This is a genomic window from Mesorhizobium sp. M0808 (assembly GCF_040320025.1).
In the GTDB taxonomy this organism is placed as follows: domain Bacteria; phylum Pseudomonadota; class Alphaproteobacteria; order Rhizobiales; family Rhizobiaceae; genus Mesorhizobium.
Window position 1 is genome coordinate 51288 of sequence record NZ_JAMYOX010000036.1, and the last position, 17784, is coordinate 69071.

16 protein-coding genes are annotated in these 17784 nt (G+C 59.7%); 9 read left to right on the plus strand and 7 right to left on the minus strand.

All coding sequences use genetic code 11. The features are described from left to right. The first annotated feature begins 5 nt into the window (after positions 1-5). From NKI25_RS28545 to NKI25_RS28570, 6 genes are all read left to right on the plus strand, one after another. Positions 6-1223, plus strand: a complete 1218-nt coding sequence (locus NKI25_RS28545; protein WP_352824657.1) for a TraB/TrbI/VirB10 family type IV secretion system protein — start codon at positions 6-8, stop codon at positions 1221-1223. 11 nt (positions 1224-1234) lie between these two features. Continuing rightward, on the plus strand, positions 1235-1507 hold the full coding sequence (locus NKI25_RS28550) for a DUF2274 domain-containing protein (protein WP_352787249.1): 273 nt from the start codon (positions 1235-1237) through the stop codon (positions 1505-1507). Positions 1508-2155: 648 nt separating this feature from the next. Further along, a complete protein-coding gene (gene tnpA / locus NKI25_RS28555; protein WP_352453912.1) occupies positions 2156-2629 on the plus strand; it encodes an IS66-like element accessory protein TnpA in 474 nt (157 codons plus the stop codon). Beyond that, complete coding sequence (tnpB, locus tag NKI25_RS28560; protein ID WP_352469379.1) at positions 2610-2963, plus strand: IS66 family insertion sequence element accessory protein TnpB; 354 nt, start codon at positions 2610-2612, stop codon at positions 2961-2963. Before tnpA ends, tnpB begins: the two co-directional genes overlap by 20 nt. A 54-nt stretch (positions 2964-3017) precedes the next feature. Beyond that, the gene (tnpC, locus tag NKI25_RS28565; RefSeq protein ID WP_352493672.1) at positions 3018-4589 is read left to right on the plus strand and encodes an IS66 family transposase; all 1572 of its coding nucleotides are present in this window, start codon (positions 3018-3020) and stop codon (positions 4587-4589) included. Positions 4590-5626: 1037 nt separating this feature from the next. Beyond that, positions 5627-6127 carry a hypothetical protein gene (locus NKI25_RS28570; RefSeq protein ID WP_352787245.1) on the plus strand — a complete coding sequence of 167 codons (501 nt, stop codon included), beginning with the start codon at positions 5627-5629 and terminating at the stop codon, positions 6125-6127. A gap of 396 nt (positions 6128-6523) precedes the next feature. On the opposite strand, the gene NKI25_RS28575 is transcribed toward NKI25_RS28570, so the two are convergent. Genes NKI25_RS28575 through NKI25_RS28585 form a run of 3 tightly spaced genes read right to left on the minus strand, consistent with a single transcriptional unit; the run spans position 6524 to position 11396 of the window. Further along, the gene (locus NKI25_RS28575) at positions 6524-9658 is read right to left on the minus strand and encodes an AAA family ATPase (protein WP_352787243.1); all 3135 of its coding nucleotides are present in this window, start codon (positions 9656-9658) and stop codon (positions 6524-6526) included. Continuing rightward, complete coding sequence (locus tag NKI25_RS28580; protein ID WP_352824662.1) at positions 9655-10350, minus strand: ABC-three component system middle component 1; 696 nt, start codon at positions 10348-10350, stop codon at positions 9655-9657. Before NKI25_RS28580 ends, NKI25_RS28575 begins: the two co-directional genes overlap by 4 nt. Continuing rightward, a complete protein-coding gene (locus NKI25_RS28585) occupies positions 10347-11396 on the minus strand; it encodes an ABC-three component system protein (RefSeq protein WP_352947823.1) in 1050 nt (349 codons plus the stop codon). Before NKI25_RS28585 ends, NKI25_RS28580 begins: the two co-directional genes overlap by 4 nt. Positions 11397-11579: 183 nt before the next feature. Between NKI25_RS28585 and NKI25_RS28590 the strand changes: the two genes are divergently transcribed. Further along, complete coding sequence (locus tag NKI25_RS28590) at positions 11580-11900, plus strand: hypothetical protein (protein ID WP_352947820.1); 321 nt, start codon at positions 11580-11582, stop codon at positions 11898-11900. A gap of 165 nt (positions 11901-12065) precedes the next feature. Then, entirely contained in the window at positions 12066-12578 is a 513-nt protein-coding gene (locus NKI25_RS28595; protein ID WP_352947817.1) for a hypothetical protein, read from the plus strand. Positions 12579-13382: 804 nt separating this feature from the next. Here the strand turns inward: NKI25_RS28595 and NKI25_RS28600 are convergent. Continuing rightward, positions 13383-14585 (minus strand): PAN domain-containing protein, encoded by a 1203-nt coding sequence (locus tag NKI25_RS28600; protein WP_353000032.1) that lies wholly within the window; start codon positions 14583-14585, stop codon positions 13383-13385. Beyond that, positions 14569-16005, minus strand: coding sequence for a hypothetical protein (locus tag NKI25_RS28605; RefSeq protein ID WP_353000033.1), 1437 nt, complete (start codon positions 16003-16005; stop codon positions 14569-14571). The genes NKI25_RS28600 and NKI25_RS28605 overlap by 17 nt, the downstream gene beginning before the upstream one ends. Positions 16006-16060: 55 nt before the next feature. On the opposite strand from NKI25_RS28605, the gene NKI25_RS28610 reads away from it, so the two are divergent. Beyond that, positions 16061-17250, plus strand: a protein-coding gene (locus NKI25_RS28610; RefSeq protein WP_352993437.1) for an IS3 family transposase whose coding sequence is annotated in 2 segments (ribosomal slippage) — positions 16061-16313 and positions 16313-17250 — 1191 coding nt in all. Because the reading frame shifts where the segments join, the coding sequence is not laid out codon by codon here. Positions 17251-17265: 15 nt separating this feature from the next. Here the strand turns inward: NKI25_RS28610 and NKI25_RS28615 are convergent. Next, positions 17266-17433, minus strand: a complete 168-nt coding sequence (locus tag NKI25_RS28615) for a hypothetical protein (RefSeq protein WP_353000035.1) — start codon at positions 17431-17433, stop codon at positions 17266-17268. 250 nt (positions 17434-17683) lie between these two features. Beyond that, positions 17684-17784, minus strand: a 101-nt coding sequence (locus tag NKI25_RS28620; RefSeq protein WP_353000037.1) for an excalibur calcium-binding domain-containing protein, incomplete at its 5' end; no start/stop codon positions are given.

The window sequence follows — 17784 nt, forward strand, 5'->3', positions numbered from 1 at the left end:
GGCCCATGACGGATACTTCCCGCTCCGATGCTCCACCGAAACTCGATCCTGAACAGCTGCAGCTGCGGGCCTCGCCTCGCCGCGCTGTGCGCTTCAAGCGCGGCATTATTGTCGCCATTGCAGCTGTTGGTTCCGGCACCGTTCTAGGCGTCACCATGATGGCGCTGCAGGGACCGGCGCTGCGCATCAAAGGGCAGGCTGAAGAGCTTTACAACACTGAGCGGAAGCCAACCGCGGAGGCAATTGAAAGGCTGCCTAAGGACTATTCCGGGATCAAGCCCAAGCCTCCGGTGCTTGGACCACCGCTGCCCGGCGACCTCGGCCGCCCCATCCTTGAGCACCAACGCCAGCTGGGCATCGCGCCGGGCCAGGAGGTTTCGGCGGAGGAGCAGCGCCTTGCACAGCAGGCGATCGAGGCGCGCGAATCGCAAGTCTTCTTCCGGATCGAAAATCGACCCCGGCAAGCGGATGCCGCCGGCAACGGGCAGGGCGGGCGTCCACCCTTTGATGGAACGGCTCCACAATCCGATGCCGCACGCGATTCAGCTTCCGTAGCACCGGCCGAGGGCGACCAAAACAACCAACAGCGCAAGCTCGATTTTGTCAGCCAGCGGAACACAAGTGGAATCTACAATCTGCATGCACTGCAGACGCCGGCTTCGCCGTATCAGCTGATGGCCGGCAGCGTCATCGCAGCGAGCCTGATCACTGGCATCAATTCCGACTTGCCCGGCCTCGTCGTCGCACAGGTCACCGAGAATGTGCACGACACAGTCACCGGCAGCACCTTGCTCATTCCGCAAGGCTCTCGCCTGATTGGCACCTATGACAGCGTCGTTGCCTTTGGACAAAGGCGCGCGCTGCTGGTCTGGCAACGGATACTGCTGCCCGACGGCTCTTCGATCGAAATCGACAATCTGCCGGCGACGGATACCGCCGGCTATGCCGGGCTTGAGGACAAGGTGGATTTCCACACCTGGCAGCTGATCAAAGGCGTTGCGCTGGCCACGTTGGTAGGGGTCGGCACCGAGCTGAGCCTCGGGCAAGACGAAAGCGACCTGGTCAAAGCAATCCGCGAATCCGCTCAGCAGAACGTCAGTCGAGCTGGCCAGCGCATCACCGAGAAGAACCTCAATATCCAACCCACCATCACTGTCCGGCCCGGTTGGCCACTGCGCGTCATCGTGCACAAGGATCTTGTGCTGCGGCCGTACCCGAATTGACTGGAGTCATCATGACCAATCTGAAACTCGGCAAACTTCCGGATCGGACACCTTCGAAGATCACCTTAAGCCTAAGTGCAGACCTGAACCAAGCACTGAAGGACTATGCGGCGCTTTATCGTCAGACCTATGGCGAGTCCGAATCGGTAGCGGAACTGATCCCGTTCATGCTGGCGGAGTTCCTGGAGAGCGATCGAGCGTTTGCCAAGGCCAGAAAGGAAGGGCTCCCTGTCGTCGACAAGTCAGAGAAATCGCGGCGGCAGCCAATTTCAGGGTCCGAATAAGTGACAGCGACCAGTGAGTCCAAGGGGGGCACCTTTCTAGGCGGGCAAATGCATTGAAGCAATTTGCCGGCGGCAAGCCGAAACATAGGGCACAATAGACGAGCTGATCTGCCCCGAATCAATGCCGGCTCTGCGCCTCATCTCGGACTCTCAGGTGCAGTTCGCATTTACCCGGAAGCGGACTTTGGAAGTCTGCTTAGCACCGCCATGCCAGCCATTCGCGGTGGAGGTCAGATAGCCCCGCAATCCGCCATTAAAGTGCACTGCGATCAGGCACCTTTAGGTCTGACGTGGACCTGCGCCCCTTCGACGAGAGTATGGGTCTCGATATCGATCCTCTGGAAGAGCTTATCGCGCCACTCAAAATCTGGATTACCTGTGGGCTTCATCACGGGCAGTCCATTGACGAATGCTTGGCCATCCATTGAGATACCAAAGGCCCGGGCCGAACCCTCGGGTAGAAACCGGCTAATTGAGGCGCGCCACCCGACAGACCGTCATCCCCGCTGCTAATTGCATCGCAAAAGCTAGAGAAAATTTCACGGCTGTACGGAGCTATCTTATTCGTAAGCGCGAATTTCCCCGCACCTTTTGCTGTTGAGTGCTCTGATGCATGAGGTGTCCACCAAAATAGGTGGACACCTTGTGATGGAAGAAGATGAGCAGAAACTGCGGGTGAGGCTTGTCGGTCGGGACGGGCGACGCCGATACGACCCGGCATCGAAGGACCGTCTTGTCTCGGCCTGTCTTGAGCCTGGCGTGTCGGTATCGAGGCTTGCGCTCGAACATGGGGTCAATGCGAACCTTCTTCGGAAGTGGATAAAGAAGCGGGCGGAGACCCAGTCCCTCCCACAGCCCCCACCATCGGCGTTCATCCCGGTTCAGATTGAAAGCACTTCCGATCGGGCCTTGCTGCGACAGAGCAGCATGGCTGCGGTGGATTTGCCGGGGACTTGCGATGGGGCACGTAGGTCGGCATCGAAAAGGACAGCGCCTTTTTCCTCTCCAGCCAAGGTGAGCGCGTCGCTGCCGAACGGCGTGAAGTTGACGCTGGAATGCGGTGATGTGGATGCGTTGACGGCGACCATCGGAGCACTGGGTCATGTTCAGACTGGGCGCTGACCTGAAAGTCTACCTGCACCGCGAGCCGATCGACTTCCGGGCCGGCATCAACAGCCTTGCGGTTCTGGTCCAAGAGACGATGGCGCTCGATCCGTTTGCTCCGGCGGTTTTTGCGTTCTGCAATCGCCGTCGCGACCGGATGAAGCTCCTGTTCTTCGATCGGTCGGGCTTTGTGCTGGTAATGAAGCGGCTGACCGAGGACAAGTTCCGGTGGCCGCGCCGGGAGGCAGCGGTGGTCACGCTTACGACCGAGCAATTGCACTGGATCCTCGACGGCATCGACATCGATGCGATGGTCCGCCATCCGGTGCGGCAATATCAGGTTGCCGGTTGAGGGCTCTCGAATTGAGCGGTTGACGCGGCGGCATGCTTTCGATTCAAGAATCTGATGAATCGACCCGGCGAACCGACTGTTGAAGCGTTGATGGCGCGTATTGCTGCGCTGCAGGCGCAGAACCGTCAACTCACCGAACGCGTCGTCAAACTCGAGGAAGAGCTGGCGCTTGCACGACTGCATCGTTTTGCGCCGCGCAGTGAAAAGCACATTGACCGCCTCTTCAATGAAGCCGAACAGGCCGCGGATGAGGACGCCGCCGACAACGAAGATGGCGGCGTCGTTGTCCTGCCGGACACGGGCTTGCCGGCGAGCGAAGGGGCGACGGGAAAGAAGCGCGGCCGCAAGGCCTTGCCGGAAAACCTGCCGCGCGAGCGCGTCGAGTATGACCTTCCCGACGATCAGAAGGCTTGTCCTTGCTGCCGTCACCAGATGCATCGCATGGGCGAGGCCGTTACCGAGCAACTTCATATCGAGGTGAAGGCGAAGGTCCTGCAGAATGTGCGGTTCAAATATGCTTGCCGTCATTGCGACCGTACCGGCATCAACACGCCGGTCGTGACCGCGCCGATGCCCGCGCAACCCTTGCCTGGCAGCATCGCCACGGCTTCGACGCTGGCCTTCGCGCTCGTTCACAAATACGTCGACGGCACACCGCTCTACCGCCTGGCGCAGGCCTTCGAGCGCGCGGGCGTTCCTGTCAGCCGTGGCGCTCTGGGTCACTGGGTGATCGGCTCGAGCGAAAAGCATCTCGCCCGCATCTATGACGTGCTGAAGCTGCGGCTCAGATCGCAGCCCCTCATCCATGGCGACGAGACCACGGTCCAGGTGCTGAAGGAAATGGACAGAGAGGCCACCAGCACCTCGTACATGTGGGCATACCGGAGCGGCCACGACAGTGACGAGCCGATCGTGCTGCTCGATTATCAGCCGGGTCGCGGCCAGATACACCCGCAGACCTTCTTGGGCGATTACCGCGGCATCGTGATGAGTGACGGTTATTCCGCCTGGCGCACGCTGGAAGGGGCAACGCATCTTGGCTGCATGGCCCATTCCAGGCGGCGCTTCGTCGATGCCCTAAAGGCGAGGAAGAAAGGCGGCGGCCCGCCGGAACAGGCGCTCCGGTTCTTTGAACAGCTCTATCGGGTTGAAAGGCAGGCGCGGAACGAAATCCCCGATGACGGCGAAACGCGAGATCACTGCATTCGCCACTTCCGCCAGCAACATAGTGTCCCGATCCTCCATGCTCTCAAGGCATGGCTCGACGACATCGCCCCAAAAGTCTTGCCGGACAGCAAGCTCGGCGACGCCGTCTCCTACACCCTGAACCAATGGGGATATCTGACTCGTTACACCGAGGACGGCAGCATGCCGATCGACAACAATCTTCTCGAGCGTGACATCAGAATCTTTGCCACTGGCCGGAAAAGTTGGCTGTTCAGCGATACCGTCGACGGAGCCAGGGCCAGCGCCGTCATCTACAGCCTGATGTTGACCTGCCGCGCCTGTGGCGTCGAGCCGTTAGCGTGGCTGCGCCACGTCCTCACTGAACTACCTCAGCGCCCCGAGAACGCAGCCATCGAGGATCTGCTGCCCTTCAACTTCGCCAAAGCAACAGCAGCCTGATCAGACCAGATACCGTTCCCGATTCGAAGGCCATCCGTCGAAAGCGCTCGCGTCAACGTGCAGCGAAAATAGCGCTTACTCTTATTCCACCGCTCTAGATGGTCTTTTGCTGCACCGCGTCCTGTACCTAGTCGCTCAATTACACCGGTCGTGGGTGGTATCGCCAATGAACGATCTGTCCAGTTCTTGCTGCCTGCGCAATATTCAATTGACCAAGCGTGCACTGTACGAGAAGCCGATGAATCAAAGCCACTGAGATGCAAAATGGAGAAGTCTTTGTCGTCTGCCTGATGTCGATGAGTGAAGGAGGCGCGTAGGCATTTTACAATGGCGTTGTGCCGCTCCCATGGCGTCGAAGTAAGTGCAAACATTAGACCAGGATCGACCGCCTCAATTATTTGGCTCAACGCCAGTGCCGGAAAGATAACGTCACCGGCATAGCCTAGTATGTCCGGAAAAAGCTTGCTTGGAAAAATCTTTCGGCCCGCGTCCCACCGCCGGTGTGAGGAACTATCCCAAGTGATCCTGCTGTCGCTGGCCATGTAGGCCGCTGCAAACTTTGGGTCGTACGATACCCATGCGATTACGGTCGTCATCCGTATCCCCGGTTCTTTCAGCTGCCTTTAGTGACGGCCAACATCGCATCAGTCGAAACCCGGCCGCATCGGCCCAACTTATGCCGGGCCGATGCAGGTCCTCGACCGTCACGCCCCGCACTTGGTGGAGCGTCTGGGAGTTGCTCCATGTTTCCGGATGCTACCCTGGCGACATTTAAGCCTGGCAGATAGCTATTACAACGTTGGCAAGTCGGCAACACGCCTCCGTTCCAGCCGTTCATCCACTTTAAAGGAATTCCTGAAAGCGGACGGACTGCTCAGCAGCCCGACGCCCGCATCGAGCTCAGACGAGTTGACATAGCCCAGCGAGTTCGTCCGAATGATATAGTAAATCCGCGCCACCTGGCTCCAAGCCATAAATTCTTGCAGCGTCTCGGCTTAGGTTCCTGAGCCAGTCTACATCAATCCAATGGACCTCAAATGAGTGCACGGCTATCGACGGCCATTCGGATAGGGGAAGCCGCAAAGGCGATTCTCCGAAAAACACAGAGCTTTCCAGGCCCAGAATTCAGAGAGCTTGCAGATACGAGCGAACGCGAACACGTCGGTGTTGAACCGATGCTTTTAGCTCTATCGATGGAGTTGGCACTCAAAGCGTGGTTCGTTTTCGACCACGATGATCCAAAAGTTGTCAAATCGCACAACCTCGTGAAGCTGTTTGACAGCCTAAAGCCCGAAAGCCAAGAGAAACTCGACGCGGAATTCAAAAGGTCAGTGGTCCCGTACCATCTCAATTTCTACATCGACTACAGCATTCGTCACATTCTGTATCAGCACCAAGATGCCTTCACCGACTGGCGTTACCTTCACGAAGCAGAAAAATCGATGATGTTTGATCAGGGTGCTTTTGAGGCAACGCTCGAAATGGTGCTGCGTGAGTTCGATAAGAGATATCGCGTTGAGCCGGTGAGGCTGTTTTGAATGCCGTCCGGGTCGGAGGGCCTGGGTGCGGCGCTCATTTTGAGTAGCGCCGGAATGATCTGACGATCGGCGAGTTGTTAGCGAACTTGCCCTTTAGGAGCATAAGTGCTGCGCAGCTAGCCCCTCCATGACCCTGCCTGTGACCTTGCCGACCGCCCGCTTTTGCAAGAGAACGCTTGGAAGCCAATTATTCTTAGGGCCCCGACGTCGGATGCACTCGTCCTCACCACCCGCAACGTTCTGCACATGGTCGCACACCGCGACAACCGGCCACCGCTCGACATCGCCGATCGGATCGAGACAGACATGCACAGAGCTGGAGCATCGATCCCGATCAACGGGCCGATGGCGCTTTATCCGACTTTTAGCTCGCCAGCGCCGCCGTCGAACCTGGCGTCAGGCGCTGTTGGCGCTCGATGCCTGCATGTCCCGCCGCATGACCCTCGCCGCTGCCTGATTATTTTCGGTTGGGACCCAGACGACGCCCTTGTCCGATGGGGCTGTCAGAAGCACGGTCGAGCAGGGGAGGCCGGCCGCATCGAACTTGCGCGCGATGAAATCGCTCTCGCCTCGATCGTGGCTCGACATGATCAGCTGATAGCCGTTCAACTCGACCATGTTGCGCATCACGTCGACAAAGGCGGCAGTGTGAATGATGTCATTATGCTGAAGTGGATCGTCAAGCAGCAGTGCCCGCCAGCGCGACCAGGGGTAAGCGGTGCTCGCCGCACACAGGATGCTGAAGCCGTTGGCCGCAAGTTGGCCTTCGCTCAGCACGACCTGGGGCGGCAGATCCTTCTTTGTCTCGATCGCATTCTCCACCTTTTCTCGGTAGCGCAGTGCCATACCGAAGCTTGTCGAATCGACCCGCGTGTCGGCCTTGAACTGAATACTCTCGCCGGGCGTGCTTAGCATCGCCTCGTTGAAGTCGTCGATAACGTCGTTGAGTGGATCGAGTACGCGCGCAGAAAAATCGTCCGCCTGTGCCTGCAAACTCTCCGAATAGCGCTTCACTGCGCTTCGTGTGGCGGTGGTGAGCTTCACCGCCGCGCGGGCAGTCTCGAGCTTTGAATTGAGTGCACCAAGATACGCCGCCGGTTCGCGCACGCCCTTGTCCCCACCCGCTGTCTGCATCGACGCGACGATCTCGTCGATTTCGTTTTGAAGCAGCGCATCTTCATTGTCGCGGGCTAGCACAAGCCGCCGTTCGGCGAGCGAACGCAGTCCAGCCAGCACGGCCTCGATCGCCGCAATACCGCGATCATATTCGGCTTGGCCCGGGCTGTTATTGAGGCCCGCTCGGGTCCAACGCTGCTGCATCTGCCGCGCCGCCTGCTCGGCGGTTCCGCGGACTAGCTCGGCTGCCGCAAGCTCGCGTTGAGCGGCATCCAGTGCGGCTCGCTCCCGCTGAACTTCCGCGACCGCAGCGTTCGCCGCTTCGGAAAGTGTGGCGAGTTGCGCCTTTGCGGTTTCGCCTCGCTCGCGTTCCGTCGTCAGCCTGATCCCAAGCTCGCCGATCGTTACGTTTGACAGATTGCGCGCCGCGATCCGATCTGCACAGGCCTTGTCTTCGCCCTCAAACTGCGTCAGTCGGGCTCCGAATTGACTGTCACGCGCGATCAGCTCATCGAGATCGACGGCTTTCGAAGATCGCTGTTCGCTCGCCGCAGCGGCACTCGCCGCTAGCGGTTCTAGCGCTACCTCCGCCGCCGCCAGCGCGGCATCCGCATCGCGCACCCGCGTCGCGGCAAGGGGGGCGAGATCGCCGTCCGGAGACGTTTCAAGCGTCCGGGCGATGGCGGAGCGCGCATTCGTCACAGCGTCTGCGGCTACGGCTGCCGCCCGCTCGAGCCCCTCGACAGCTGCCACCTCGGTTCGAAGGCGACGGATCTGATCGCTGAGTGCGGGACGTTCGCTCCGCAAAGTCTCGAGCGCATCGTCGGCCTGAGTGAGGCGATGATCGCTCCCCGATGCTGCGGCCTCCGCCAGTGCCTTAAGGACTCCCGGCTCGAACTGCGTTCGGCACACCGGGCAGTCGGTATCGTCCTCATGAACATGGCTGGCGATCTGTGACAGGGCGGCGCTGATCGCAGTTGCGTGCCGGTCGGCCTCGGCACGTTCGCGCTCAGCGCCGAATATCCGGTCGTTGAGATCGGCCAACTGCTGCTCGAGCGGAGTGAGAGAGGCAGCGGCGCTGGCCGCTGCCTCGTGCCCCTGGGCAAGCGCGGCGTCGGCAACCCGAGACTCCGTCTCAAGATCGGCGCACTCGGCCATGGCTTCGTTGAGCGCGCGCGCCGAGCCGGCAAGGCTTCTCAGACGCGCGACTTCAGCTGCGGCGTCGCCATATTGGTCTATCACTGTATCGGCGTCGGCGATCGTCCTGCGATGGGTGGCGATCGCCTCGGCAAGCGCCTTACGATCCTGCGCTTCTTTCGCCCGCAGCTCTGCGAGTTGCGCACGGCGCGCCAGATCGGTCCGCGCCGCATCGAGTAGGGCGATATTCTGTTCGATCGTGGCTATCGCGGCATTCTGGGCCGTGACGGCATCGCTGGTTGTGGCAACAAGTTGGGATACGCGATCGAGTCGTGCCTGCGCGTCGCTCACTGCGCTTCGCAGCCGTACGAGGCTGGGATGGTCGAGGCGCGCTTCGGCTTGGCTGATCGCAAATCGCGCTGGAAATGTCGATAAGGTCTCCAGCACCGCTTTGCGCTCGCCCAATGATCGCAGTGTGTCTCCGATGCGGTCGCCGAGCGCTGAAAGACGCTGTCCGACATCGGCGGTTGTGACATCAAGCGGCTGATCGGCGACAAGCTGCCGAAGGTCAGCTTCGAGCTGGTCGATTCCCGCAGCAACCTCGACTGCGGTGAGCACGCCGGTCGCGCGCGCCGCCGCGCGTAACCTGTTCAGGCGAGTCATCCGTCCCTGCCAGTCCGCGATTTCGCGCTCGAGTTCGGCTACCATGCCTTGCTCTTTATCTAGCCGACGGGTGAACGCGGTGATGGTCGGCCGCCCACGCAGGCCCGCGCGGATGCGCTCGAGCCGGTCGATGCCGCTCGGTCCCTTGAGCGCTTGCCACTGATCCTGGGGATCTCGGCTAGTGAACCGCTGCTGCGCCGCTTGCCCGAGGAAATGGGTGAGGGCGAGATAGGTGCCCAGATCATTGATAATGCGGCGATCGGGACGCGCGAGCTGCGCGACGATGTCCGCCGTTGCGGTACCGCCGGTCGCACTGCGCTTGATGAGGTCACCTTCCGAAAAGGTCAGCGCCACGCGATGCGATCCCGGCTCGGCTCCACGCCGGGTGAGATAATCCTTCTCGACTAGTTTTTTTCGGCCCTTCTGCAGATAGGGTTCAAAACGGCGGATCTTGTTGGTCAGGCCCCATTCGATCGCATCGAAGAAGCTGCTTTTGCCGAGGCCGTTGGTTCCCGTAAGCAGAACCAGGCCTGGCGCCGCCGGAATGACGATCTCAAAGTTTCCAAAGGTTCGGAAATCATGGATCGCGACGCGGGATAGGAAAATCTCGCTCATGCCTGTCCCCTCCGCTCCCAGGCCCTGACCAGTGCTGTAACGATGTCGTCCGGGGATTTCTTCTCATCGAGCGCAATGCGCTCCCACTCGTCGGCGGTCGTCCGCGGCAAACCCGGCGCTGTGGCGCCGGTCCCGCTCAGCTCGTCGAGCGCCGCATCTTCGAACTGGCCCTCGGCATGCACCCATGGTCGGGCGAGGAAGGTGCGCTTGAGAAAATCGGCAAAGCTCTCTTCGTCCCGCTTGGGATCCTCCGGCCGCAACCAGGCGAGCTTGCGGGCGACACGGTCGTCGCGTTCGACCATCAAAGCCATAGCCCGCCAGGCATCCTGCCGCTCGCTTGCTCGCGGTCCCAGCAGCATCAGCTGCAGGTCGAGCGTCTCGTTCGCCCCCAGGAAAGAGCGCGCGACAACACATTGATTTCGGCATCGCCGTAGCGTCTCGAGCACCGCTTCCATCGCAGGAACGTCAGGAAGAATGCCAAGCACGATATTGAAACGATTGATCCGAATAGCATGACTCTCCGCCGGCAGATCGGTCGGACTAAGCGTAGTCGACTTCGTCGACCCGCCGTTGAAGATCGAACGCGCCAATTCGGGCCGATCCTCAACCTTCAACTCGAGCGCCAGCGCCGCTGCGCGAAGCCGCTCGGCGAAATTCGCCAGTCCGGGTGACAGAGTCGAACTTTCCGTCATGCTGCGCCTTTCACGATCGTCTTTTCCAGCGCTTCGAAATGCCGTGCCTCCACGGCAGCCAGCAACGCGCGCAGCTCGACCAAACCTGCCGCCACCGCGTCAATGAAATCGCGGCTTATTGACATGATCACCGGACCAGAGCCTGCCGTTTCGCTGAGCCCCGGCTGGTCGGTGTCGACCCGCGCAAACGGGCGTTCGGCGATGCGGCTGACCTCGATGGCACTTTTGACGACAAGAATAACGAATTGAGTCTGCCACATGAAAGACGCGGCGCACAATGACATCTCATCGCCATTGATCATATCGGCTGCGCAGCCATGTCCGGCCCATGCGCTGTCGCCATTGCGCAGGCGAACAAGATTGCCGGGCCTGATGCCCTTCGGCGATGTGGCCTCCCAGGCGGCGGCAATGGCGAGGGCGACGGCAGTGCCGCGCAGAATCACCGCCCATTTGTTGGGACCGACCAGAATCTGCGCGGCGTCGCGATTATCGTCATCGTCGACCGCGCAGATCATCAAGCGAAGGAAATGGCCGAGGAGCACCGGCTCGTCAGTGAACGAAGCGTGCCAAGTCGCCCATGTAGCCGCCATGACGGCCCGTAGATCGGTGGCGATCTTGAGGTTAATCGGTCGGCCAGGGTCGGTATTGCTGGCAAAGAAGGGTTGGAGATGCGCATCAAGACGCTCCAGCAACCAGCTATCGAGCGAGCGGTGAATCCTGCGCGCGAGAATATCGGGTGGAAGCATGATCGGATTCTGAGCCGCACCGCCGGGATTGCCGGCCACGATGGCCGGCATGGCCATACCCTCTGCGTGCTTTGACTCCAGACTGAGCGCCCGGACATGCTGACTCCACTGCCCTGGTGCCGCATGCAACCGGCAATTGTTACTATGGCAGGCAACGCGCAGAACCGCGCCCGCCACCGATCCAAGATATTCGGGGCTATCGGGAAGGATGATCTCGAAAGGCTGGTGCTCGCTCCACGAGCGCAGGAGCTGCTCAGCCGGTATCGCGCCCGACCACCGGATATTGCCTGCCTCGCGCAACAATTGCACTGAGATCGGCAGCTGATGCGCCGCCAGCCGCTGAAGTCTCGGAGCGAGCGGGATGTCAGCCTTGCGCGCAGCCTCTCTGAACAAGGTCCGCGCAGCGCTCGACAGCTTCGGTACGAGTGTTGCCTCGCCATGACGCGTCAACCACTCCTTATGGTTTGCTTCGTGGCTTACCAAATGAGCAGCGAACGGAGCACGGACGACATCTCGACGCGGGCCTCGGCGAACGATGACAGCATCCGCTGCGACCCTCTCGCCGGCACAATCGAGCCAGAAATCTGCGACTTCAGGGGCCGGGTCAGGCGGAGCGATGCGCGCAACGGCGTCGCATTGCAGGTGCCGGAAGGTGCGTTGCGGGTCGCCGTCAATCGCCTTGATGGTGAGATAGGCGGCGAGCCGATTGAGCGTTGCGGTCGACACTTCAAACAGTTCGGCGTGCTGTGTCTGCAGCGTCAGCCTGACCCCAGGCCGCAGCTGCTGCGCGACGGCAGCAACTAGGCCAATGTCGCTAAGCGGCTGCAGCAGTTCTGCATTATAAGCAGCCAAGAAATCGAAACGGGCGCCGGCAGCGTCCCGCGCACGTGCCCGGACATCGATTGCGGCAAGGGCGGGCTTCAGCGCAGCGATCCCCGGATGGCTCGAAACCAGCTGGATCATGCCGGCATGATCGAAATCGCGCGCGCCGGCGGCAACGAAGTCGATCAGCCCACCGTCGCCCGCTCCGCTGATGAAGAAGCGCGGAGTCGGTCGGCCAGCGAACTCGGCAACCGGCACGCCGGCATCGGTCCAGTAGCTGGCACTCTGAATGGTTGGAACTGGCTCGATTGGCTCGACTCCGAAGCCGACCGCAAGCAAGACAATGTGAAATTGCTCGCGAAGCCCGTTCCCTGGCGCGGGGAGTGGTCTATCCAGATCGGTGAACTCGATCTGGTAACCATCCGGTACCACGTTGAGCGCCGTGACCTGATGGCGTACACGAGGCTGCAACCTTGGCGCGAGCCTGACCACGATGTCATTGAAGCCCACAAGGACGTCGTCACGCACCGAACGGCACGATCCGGACTCCCAGTCCAGTATTGGCAAGTCTGCAATGGGATCCGTCGTGTCATGCGCCGGCCAGTCGTAGATATGCGGATCGAGCCGTCGGCGATCGGTCGTCGACTGGAGAGGGAGTAGCTCCCCGGCCTTTTCGAACAGCACGATCTGCGATTCGGTAACAAGCGCGGCAGCTGCCGCTGCAGCGACGCCAGCCGCACCGCCGCCGACCACGGCGATCCGCGGATTCGCATTGAGGTAACCCAGATCCTTCAGCGCATGAACCAGAGAAAGCCCCCGGACCTGCTGCGAATAAAAGGTGATACGCCGATCGAAGCTCCCGATGACGAACAGGTTCGGCCGGTCACGGACAGCCGCGCCATCGAGAATATCCTGCGGAAGCAACGCATCAGCCAACGGACCGGCCACCTTCGGTGCTGCGCGTGTGCCGTTCCGACAGGTTAGTTTTGGCGTGGCATATCGCACGCATCGTTGCCAATCGACTCCCCCCATTTCCGACCATGTTGTCGCTAACAGTCGGCGGATAACGTTATGGAGAGGCAGGCGAAATGACGCAAGGCATTATTGGCTCTTGCCAAGTCGACTGCAGTCCTATGCTTTCGGACTTCTGACTCGGTCTCTGTTTCGACGTCCGCCGGCGCGACCGTGGTCGGGAGTGGCGGCTCTCTCAAGTCGACTCCCTAGAACCTGCCGGTCTCTTCGCGGCCCAATTTTTGACATTCAGTCAGACGGTCCCGCAATGCGCCGACGACAATTCTTTCTCTGAGATGCCTCAGTTGGCTCCACTTTGCATTCTGTTAGAGCTTCGTCGAAGAACATTCCTACCGCTAACCCAAAGGTTATCGTGGAATTTTGCTAGCCACTTTCTTTGACAAGTGGCTTGGCTTCAATACGCTCCTTGAGGATAGGTGCTGTGCTTCAACTTTAGTTGGCGACGCTCTTGATGCCAGATGCGACCGCTGCATTATCAGCGGATTGGGTTATGCTGTTGAAAAGGACACACGCACTTTCTTTTTTGCGGAAATTGAACCCTAAGCAGGATTTGTCGTTTGCACATTGCAGTATGCAGTCGGGATATCGGAGCGGAGAGGTCCAATAGGCATTGCCAGAAATTTCCGTTTTTGTGGCGAACACCAAATTCGAGTAGCGCAGATTGCTCTCGACCACTTTTTTTGCCGCCATGATCGACTCTTCGCTTTTGACCAGTAGCGATGCGTCCCCTTTCATGAAACAAGCTCGAAATTTTGTGTTATAAGTAACCGCTAGACACCTGAAGTCGGTATCGCAGGCGGTTTGACACTGCTCAGAACTCACGTTCCGAGTTGGCATGTCCGGCAGGTCGTTTCCGATCGCGTCCCACCCTGACACGACAACAAATCCACTATCTGGATCGACCTCTGTCGCCGGAGTTTCTGCGGGGACAGTTGCGGCCTGCTCTCGTGACGGGTCAGGAATGATGTCTGAAGACGCAAATGTGCGACCATCCAGCCACGCGCATCTTGTTGCAAGATCGACTGCGGATGAATCATTAAGGCCGACCAACTGAAGCGTCTGAGCAGCAGCGCCAGGCCCGGCTGGGGGCGCTGTCGGGGCAGAACGAGCTGCCAATGATACATTTACGTCTACGCCGTTCACACTCCGCCGAGAGTAACACCACGCTCGGTCCCAGGTTTCGTCGTTCTCATCCTTGAAGTGGTGACCTGTGATTAACTCCCAAGTGGTGCCTTGGAACTCGACGTTCTTGGTGGCGAACTTGTTGAAGTCGACGGTCACCACGTCAGGCCTGGTAGGGGCGTCAGCCTGGGGCGCCCGCTCCTGAGCTGGCTTTGGAGTTGGAACAGGAATAGGCGGCTCGTCTTTTGGGGAGGTGAGATCGCTTGGCTGCTCTGTGGTCGGCAAAACCGCCGGCTCCGGCAAGGTTTTGTCCCATAGACCAAGATTGATGCCTAGCCCAATCCCGACCGCCGCCACTGCAATGGCTCCGCCAGTCGCCATTCGGCGAAAGGCGGTCGCTCGGGCTGTCTTTTCTTGGGCCGCGGCTTGAGCCTGCAAGGTTGGAATCGCTGACCTTTTGACGGCGAGATCGACGGCTTGCTCAAGCAGGGTGGTATTATGCCGGACGAGCACTTTTGCGACCCTTCATTGATACCGTTACGAGGTCTGAGACCTCAGGCGGCAAATCCTGGTCGAGGGCCTTGCGAAGGACTTCGGGATCATCGGTGAAGAGCGGAACATAGAGGATCTCTTTGACCACCTTTTCCACAGGCACCTCAACCCGCTTCTCAACCTCTTTTTCGACCATAACTTCGACTGGTACCTTAATCCTTCGAATTCGGCGCCAACGCCAACTCAGAAGCATTCTGCGGAGCAGCCTGGAAGTCTTGCTCTCTGAATTGTCCTCTTCTCGAGCGGCAATGCGCTGGAGCGCTAGAGCGACCATTGCCGTAATTGGTCCCGCGAGCGCGGCGATGAGCGCGAGCGAGCCGAACCAAATCACAGAGATTATTCCGGCCTGTGCCTCAGTCACCAGTTCAGGTTTGCTGCCGTACCACCGTGAGGCAATACGGCGGACCTGATCTGTCCGCGCCATTGGGATCCGCTCCTTGGCAAAGGCGCTGAGGGCTTTGGCAATCTGGTCCTGTCTGACCTGGTTTTGCGCCGAGGTGTTTGCCTTGTTGGCTTCTGCCGCCTGGGCATCTGCGAGCCGTTTGCCCGCTTCATCCAATCGACGCTGCCAAGCCGCGGCATCACTATCGCGCGTTTGCTCCAGAGACGAACGCCTATCGACAAGCTTCTGCCTCTGGTCAGTAGTCATAGGAGGGCTATTTGCCCGCAAACGATCGAAATTTTCGCGCAGCGCAGCAATCTCTTGATCGAGCGGCTCAATCCGAGTGTCGAACTTGGTGATAATTTTCGTGCGGGGGTTGGCAAGTTTAGCCACTTCCGATTCTAGCCTGCGTGCCGAGTCGCTGTCGCCTGAATCGCGCGCCATCTTGATACGTTCAACAAAGCTGTCGCGTTGGCGCTCAAACTGATCGACAGCGTCTTTAACTTCGCGATCACGCTGTTGAATCAGCGCCGATCGAACAGCATTTTTCTCATCCACTTGATCGCGAACACGCGAGGCCTCTGGAGTAAGGGCTGTCGTTCCCTCCAATTCCGCATTGGCCTCGGCAATTTGCGACTGAGAGGTCGCACGCGATTTTTCTGCAAGAGAGGTCAGCTGCTCAATTTCGGAACGGGCTTGATCGACCTGATCGGCTCTTCGACCAAGTTCGTCAGCAGAGGCGAGCTTTGTCGCTTCCTGCTCAAGGGCATCAATCTTGTTTACGAGCTCCTCATAACGCAGCTGACGCAATGCGCCTGCCCTCTCCATCCCCATAAAGACAGTTTCGAAAGTGATGCCTGCAAGAACCAGGAGGAAGACCAAGATTATGGGCTTCCAGAGCCAAGACGCGCTGAAAAGCAGTGTAGCTATCGGTATCTTGGTGAGCTCCGCGATTGCCACCATGAGAAAGGGTGCACTGGCGAGCGTCTGACCTGCCACTGAGAATTTCCTCCATCTGAGATTAGAGTCCGGGCCTTGATTGAAGGACGGACTGATGAAGAGAAAGCGGTTTACGGAAGAGCAGATCATCGCGGTTCTGCGCGAGCATGAGGCGGGTGCGAAGGCGGGCGATCTTGCCCGCAAGCACGGGGTCTCGGAGGCGACGCTGTATAACTGGAAGGCCAAGTATGGCGGGATGGACGTCTCTGACGCCAAGCGGCTGAAGGCTCTGGAAGACGAGAACGCCAAGCTGAAGAAGCTGCTCGCCGACCAGATGCTCGAAGCCTCGGCATTGCGCGAGCTTCTGTCAAAAAAATGGTAGGGCCCGCCGCCAAGCGCGAAGCCGTCGCGCATCTGCAGGCCGTCATGGGCCTATCGGAGCGTCGGGCCTGTTCCTTCGTCTGCGCCGATCGCAAGATGATCCGCTACCAGTCTCGCCGACCGCCAGAGACGGAGCTGCGTGGTCGGCTGCGTGACCTCGCGAACGAGCGCCGACGCTTCGGCTACCGGCGGCTGTTCATCCTGCTCAGGCGCGAGGGCGAGGCATCTGGGGTCAACCGTATCTACCGTCTCTATCGCGAGGAAGGTCTGACAGTGCGCAAGCGCCGGGCAAGACGGCGAGCAGTCGGCACGCGGGCGCCGATCCTGGTCGAGGCAAAGCCGAATGCGCGCTGGTCGCTGGATTTCGTCCATGACCAGTTCGCCTGTGGCCGGCGGTTCCGTGTGCTCAACATCGTCGACGACGTGACACGCGAATGTCTGGCCGCGATTCCGGACACCTCGATCTCCGGCCGCCGGGTTGCCCGTGAACTGACGGAACTGATCGCCCAGCGCGGCAAGCCAGGCATGATCGTCTCCGACCACGGCACGGAGTTCACGTCGAACGCCATCCTCGCATGGTCGAAGGATCACGGGATCGAATGGCACTACATCGCGCCGGGCAAGCCGATGCAGAACGGCTATGTCGAATCCTTCAACGGTCGCATGCGCGACGAGCTCTTGAACGAGAGCCTGTTCTTCGGCCTCGACCACGCCCGCAGCGCCATCGCCGAATGGCGGGAGGACTTCAACACCGCCAGGCCTCATTCCTCGCTCGGCTACCAGACCCCGGCGGCATACGCCGAGGACATCACCGCAACCGGCTCCGACGCTGTGCTGATAGAAGGCTCCGCGCCTCCGCCGGTTGCTCAACCCGCGCCAAGAGGCGTAACAGAAACGGCCAAGGCTCTAATCGCCGCTGGATGAATGTTCAGTGGCAGGTCACGTCAAATCCATTGCAGTGACAGACTCGCTTGCAGAAAACGCTTGTACGCCTAATGCTACACCTGTCGTAAGACCAATTGCTGCGGCGGCAATCTCTAGGGCCCAGGCACCACGGTAGGTCCACTGGCCATAGCTTGCCAGCTTTTGACTCATCACAGTCTGCATTTTACTCGCCCCCCCGACAGGGCAACATCACGCCTTGATCGCCTGCCAGCATACACTTAACGGTTTTGAAAGTCTTAGTTAATGCGTCTCTTCTCTCTATTGTCGCAATAACTTTTTCTGCCCTTCAGATATAGAATACCTCGTCAAAAAATGGGGTTAGCAGACCGCGTCGCCCATGCATGGTCTTCGTTGGATCGGTGTAAGCGGAAAGCCGAACAGGCCGTAGCGCGCTTACTCCGTTACATTTCAGCTAGCAGAGTGTTTCGCATGGGATCCCATCCTTGTCGCGATCGAGTTTTCCGCCCCATGAGCAGTTTTGCAGGTACCAGTTGGCTTCGTCGCAGGAACCGA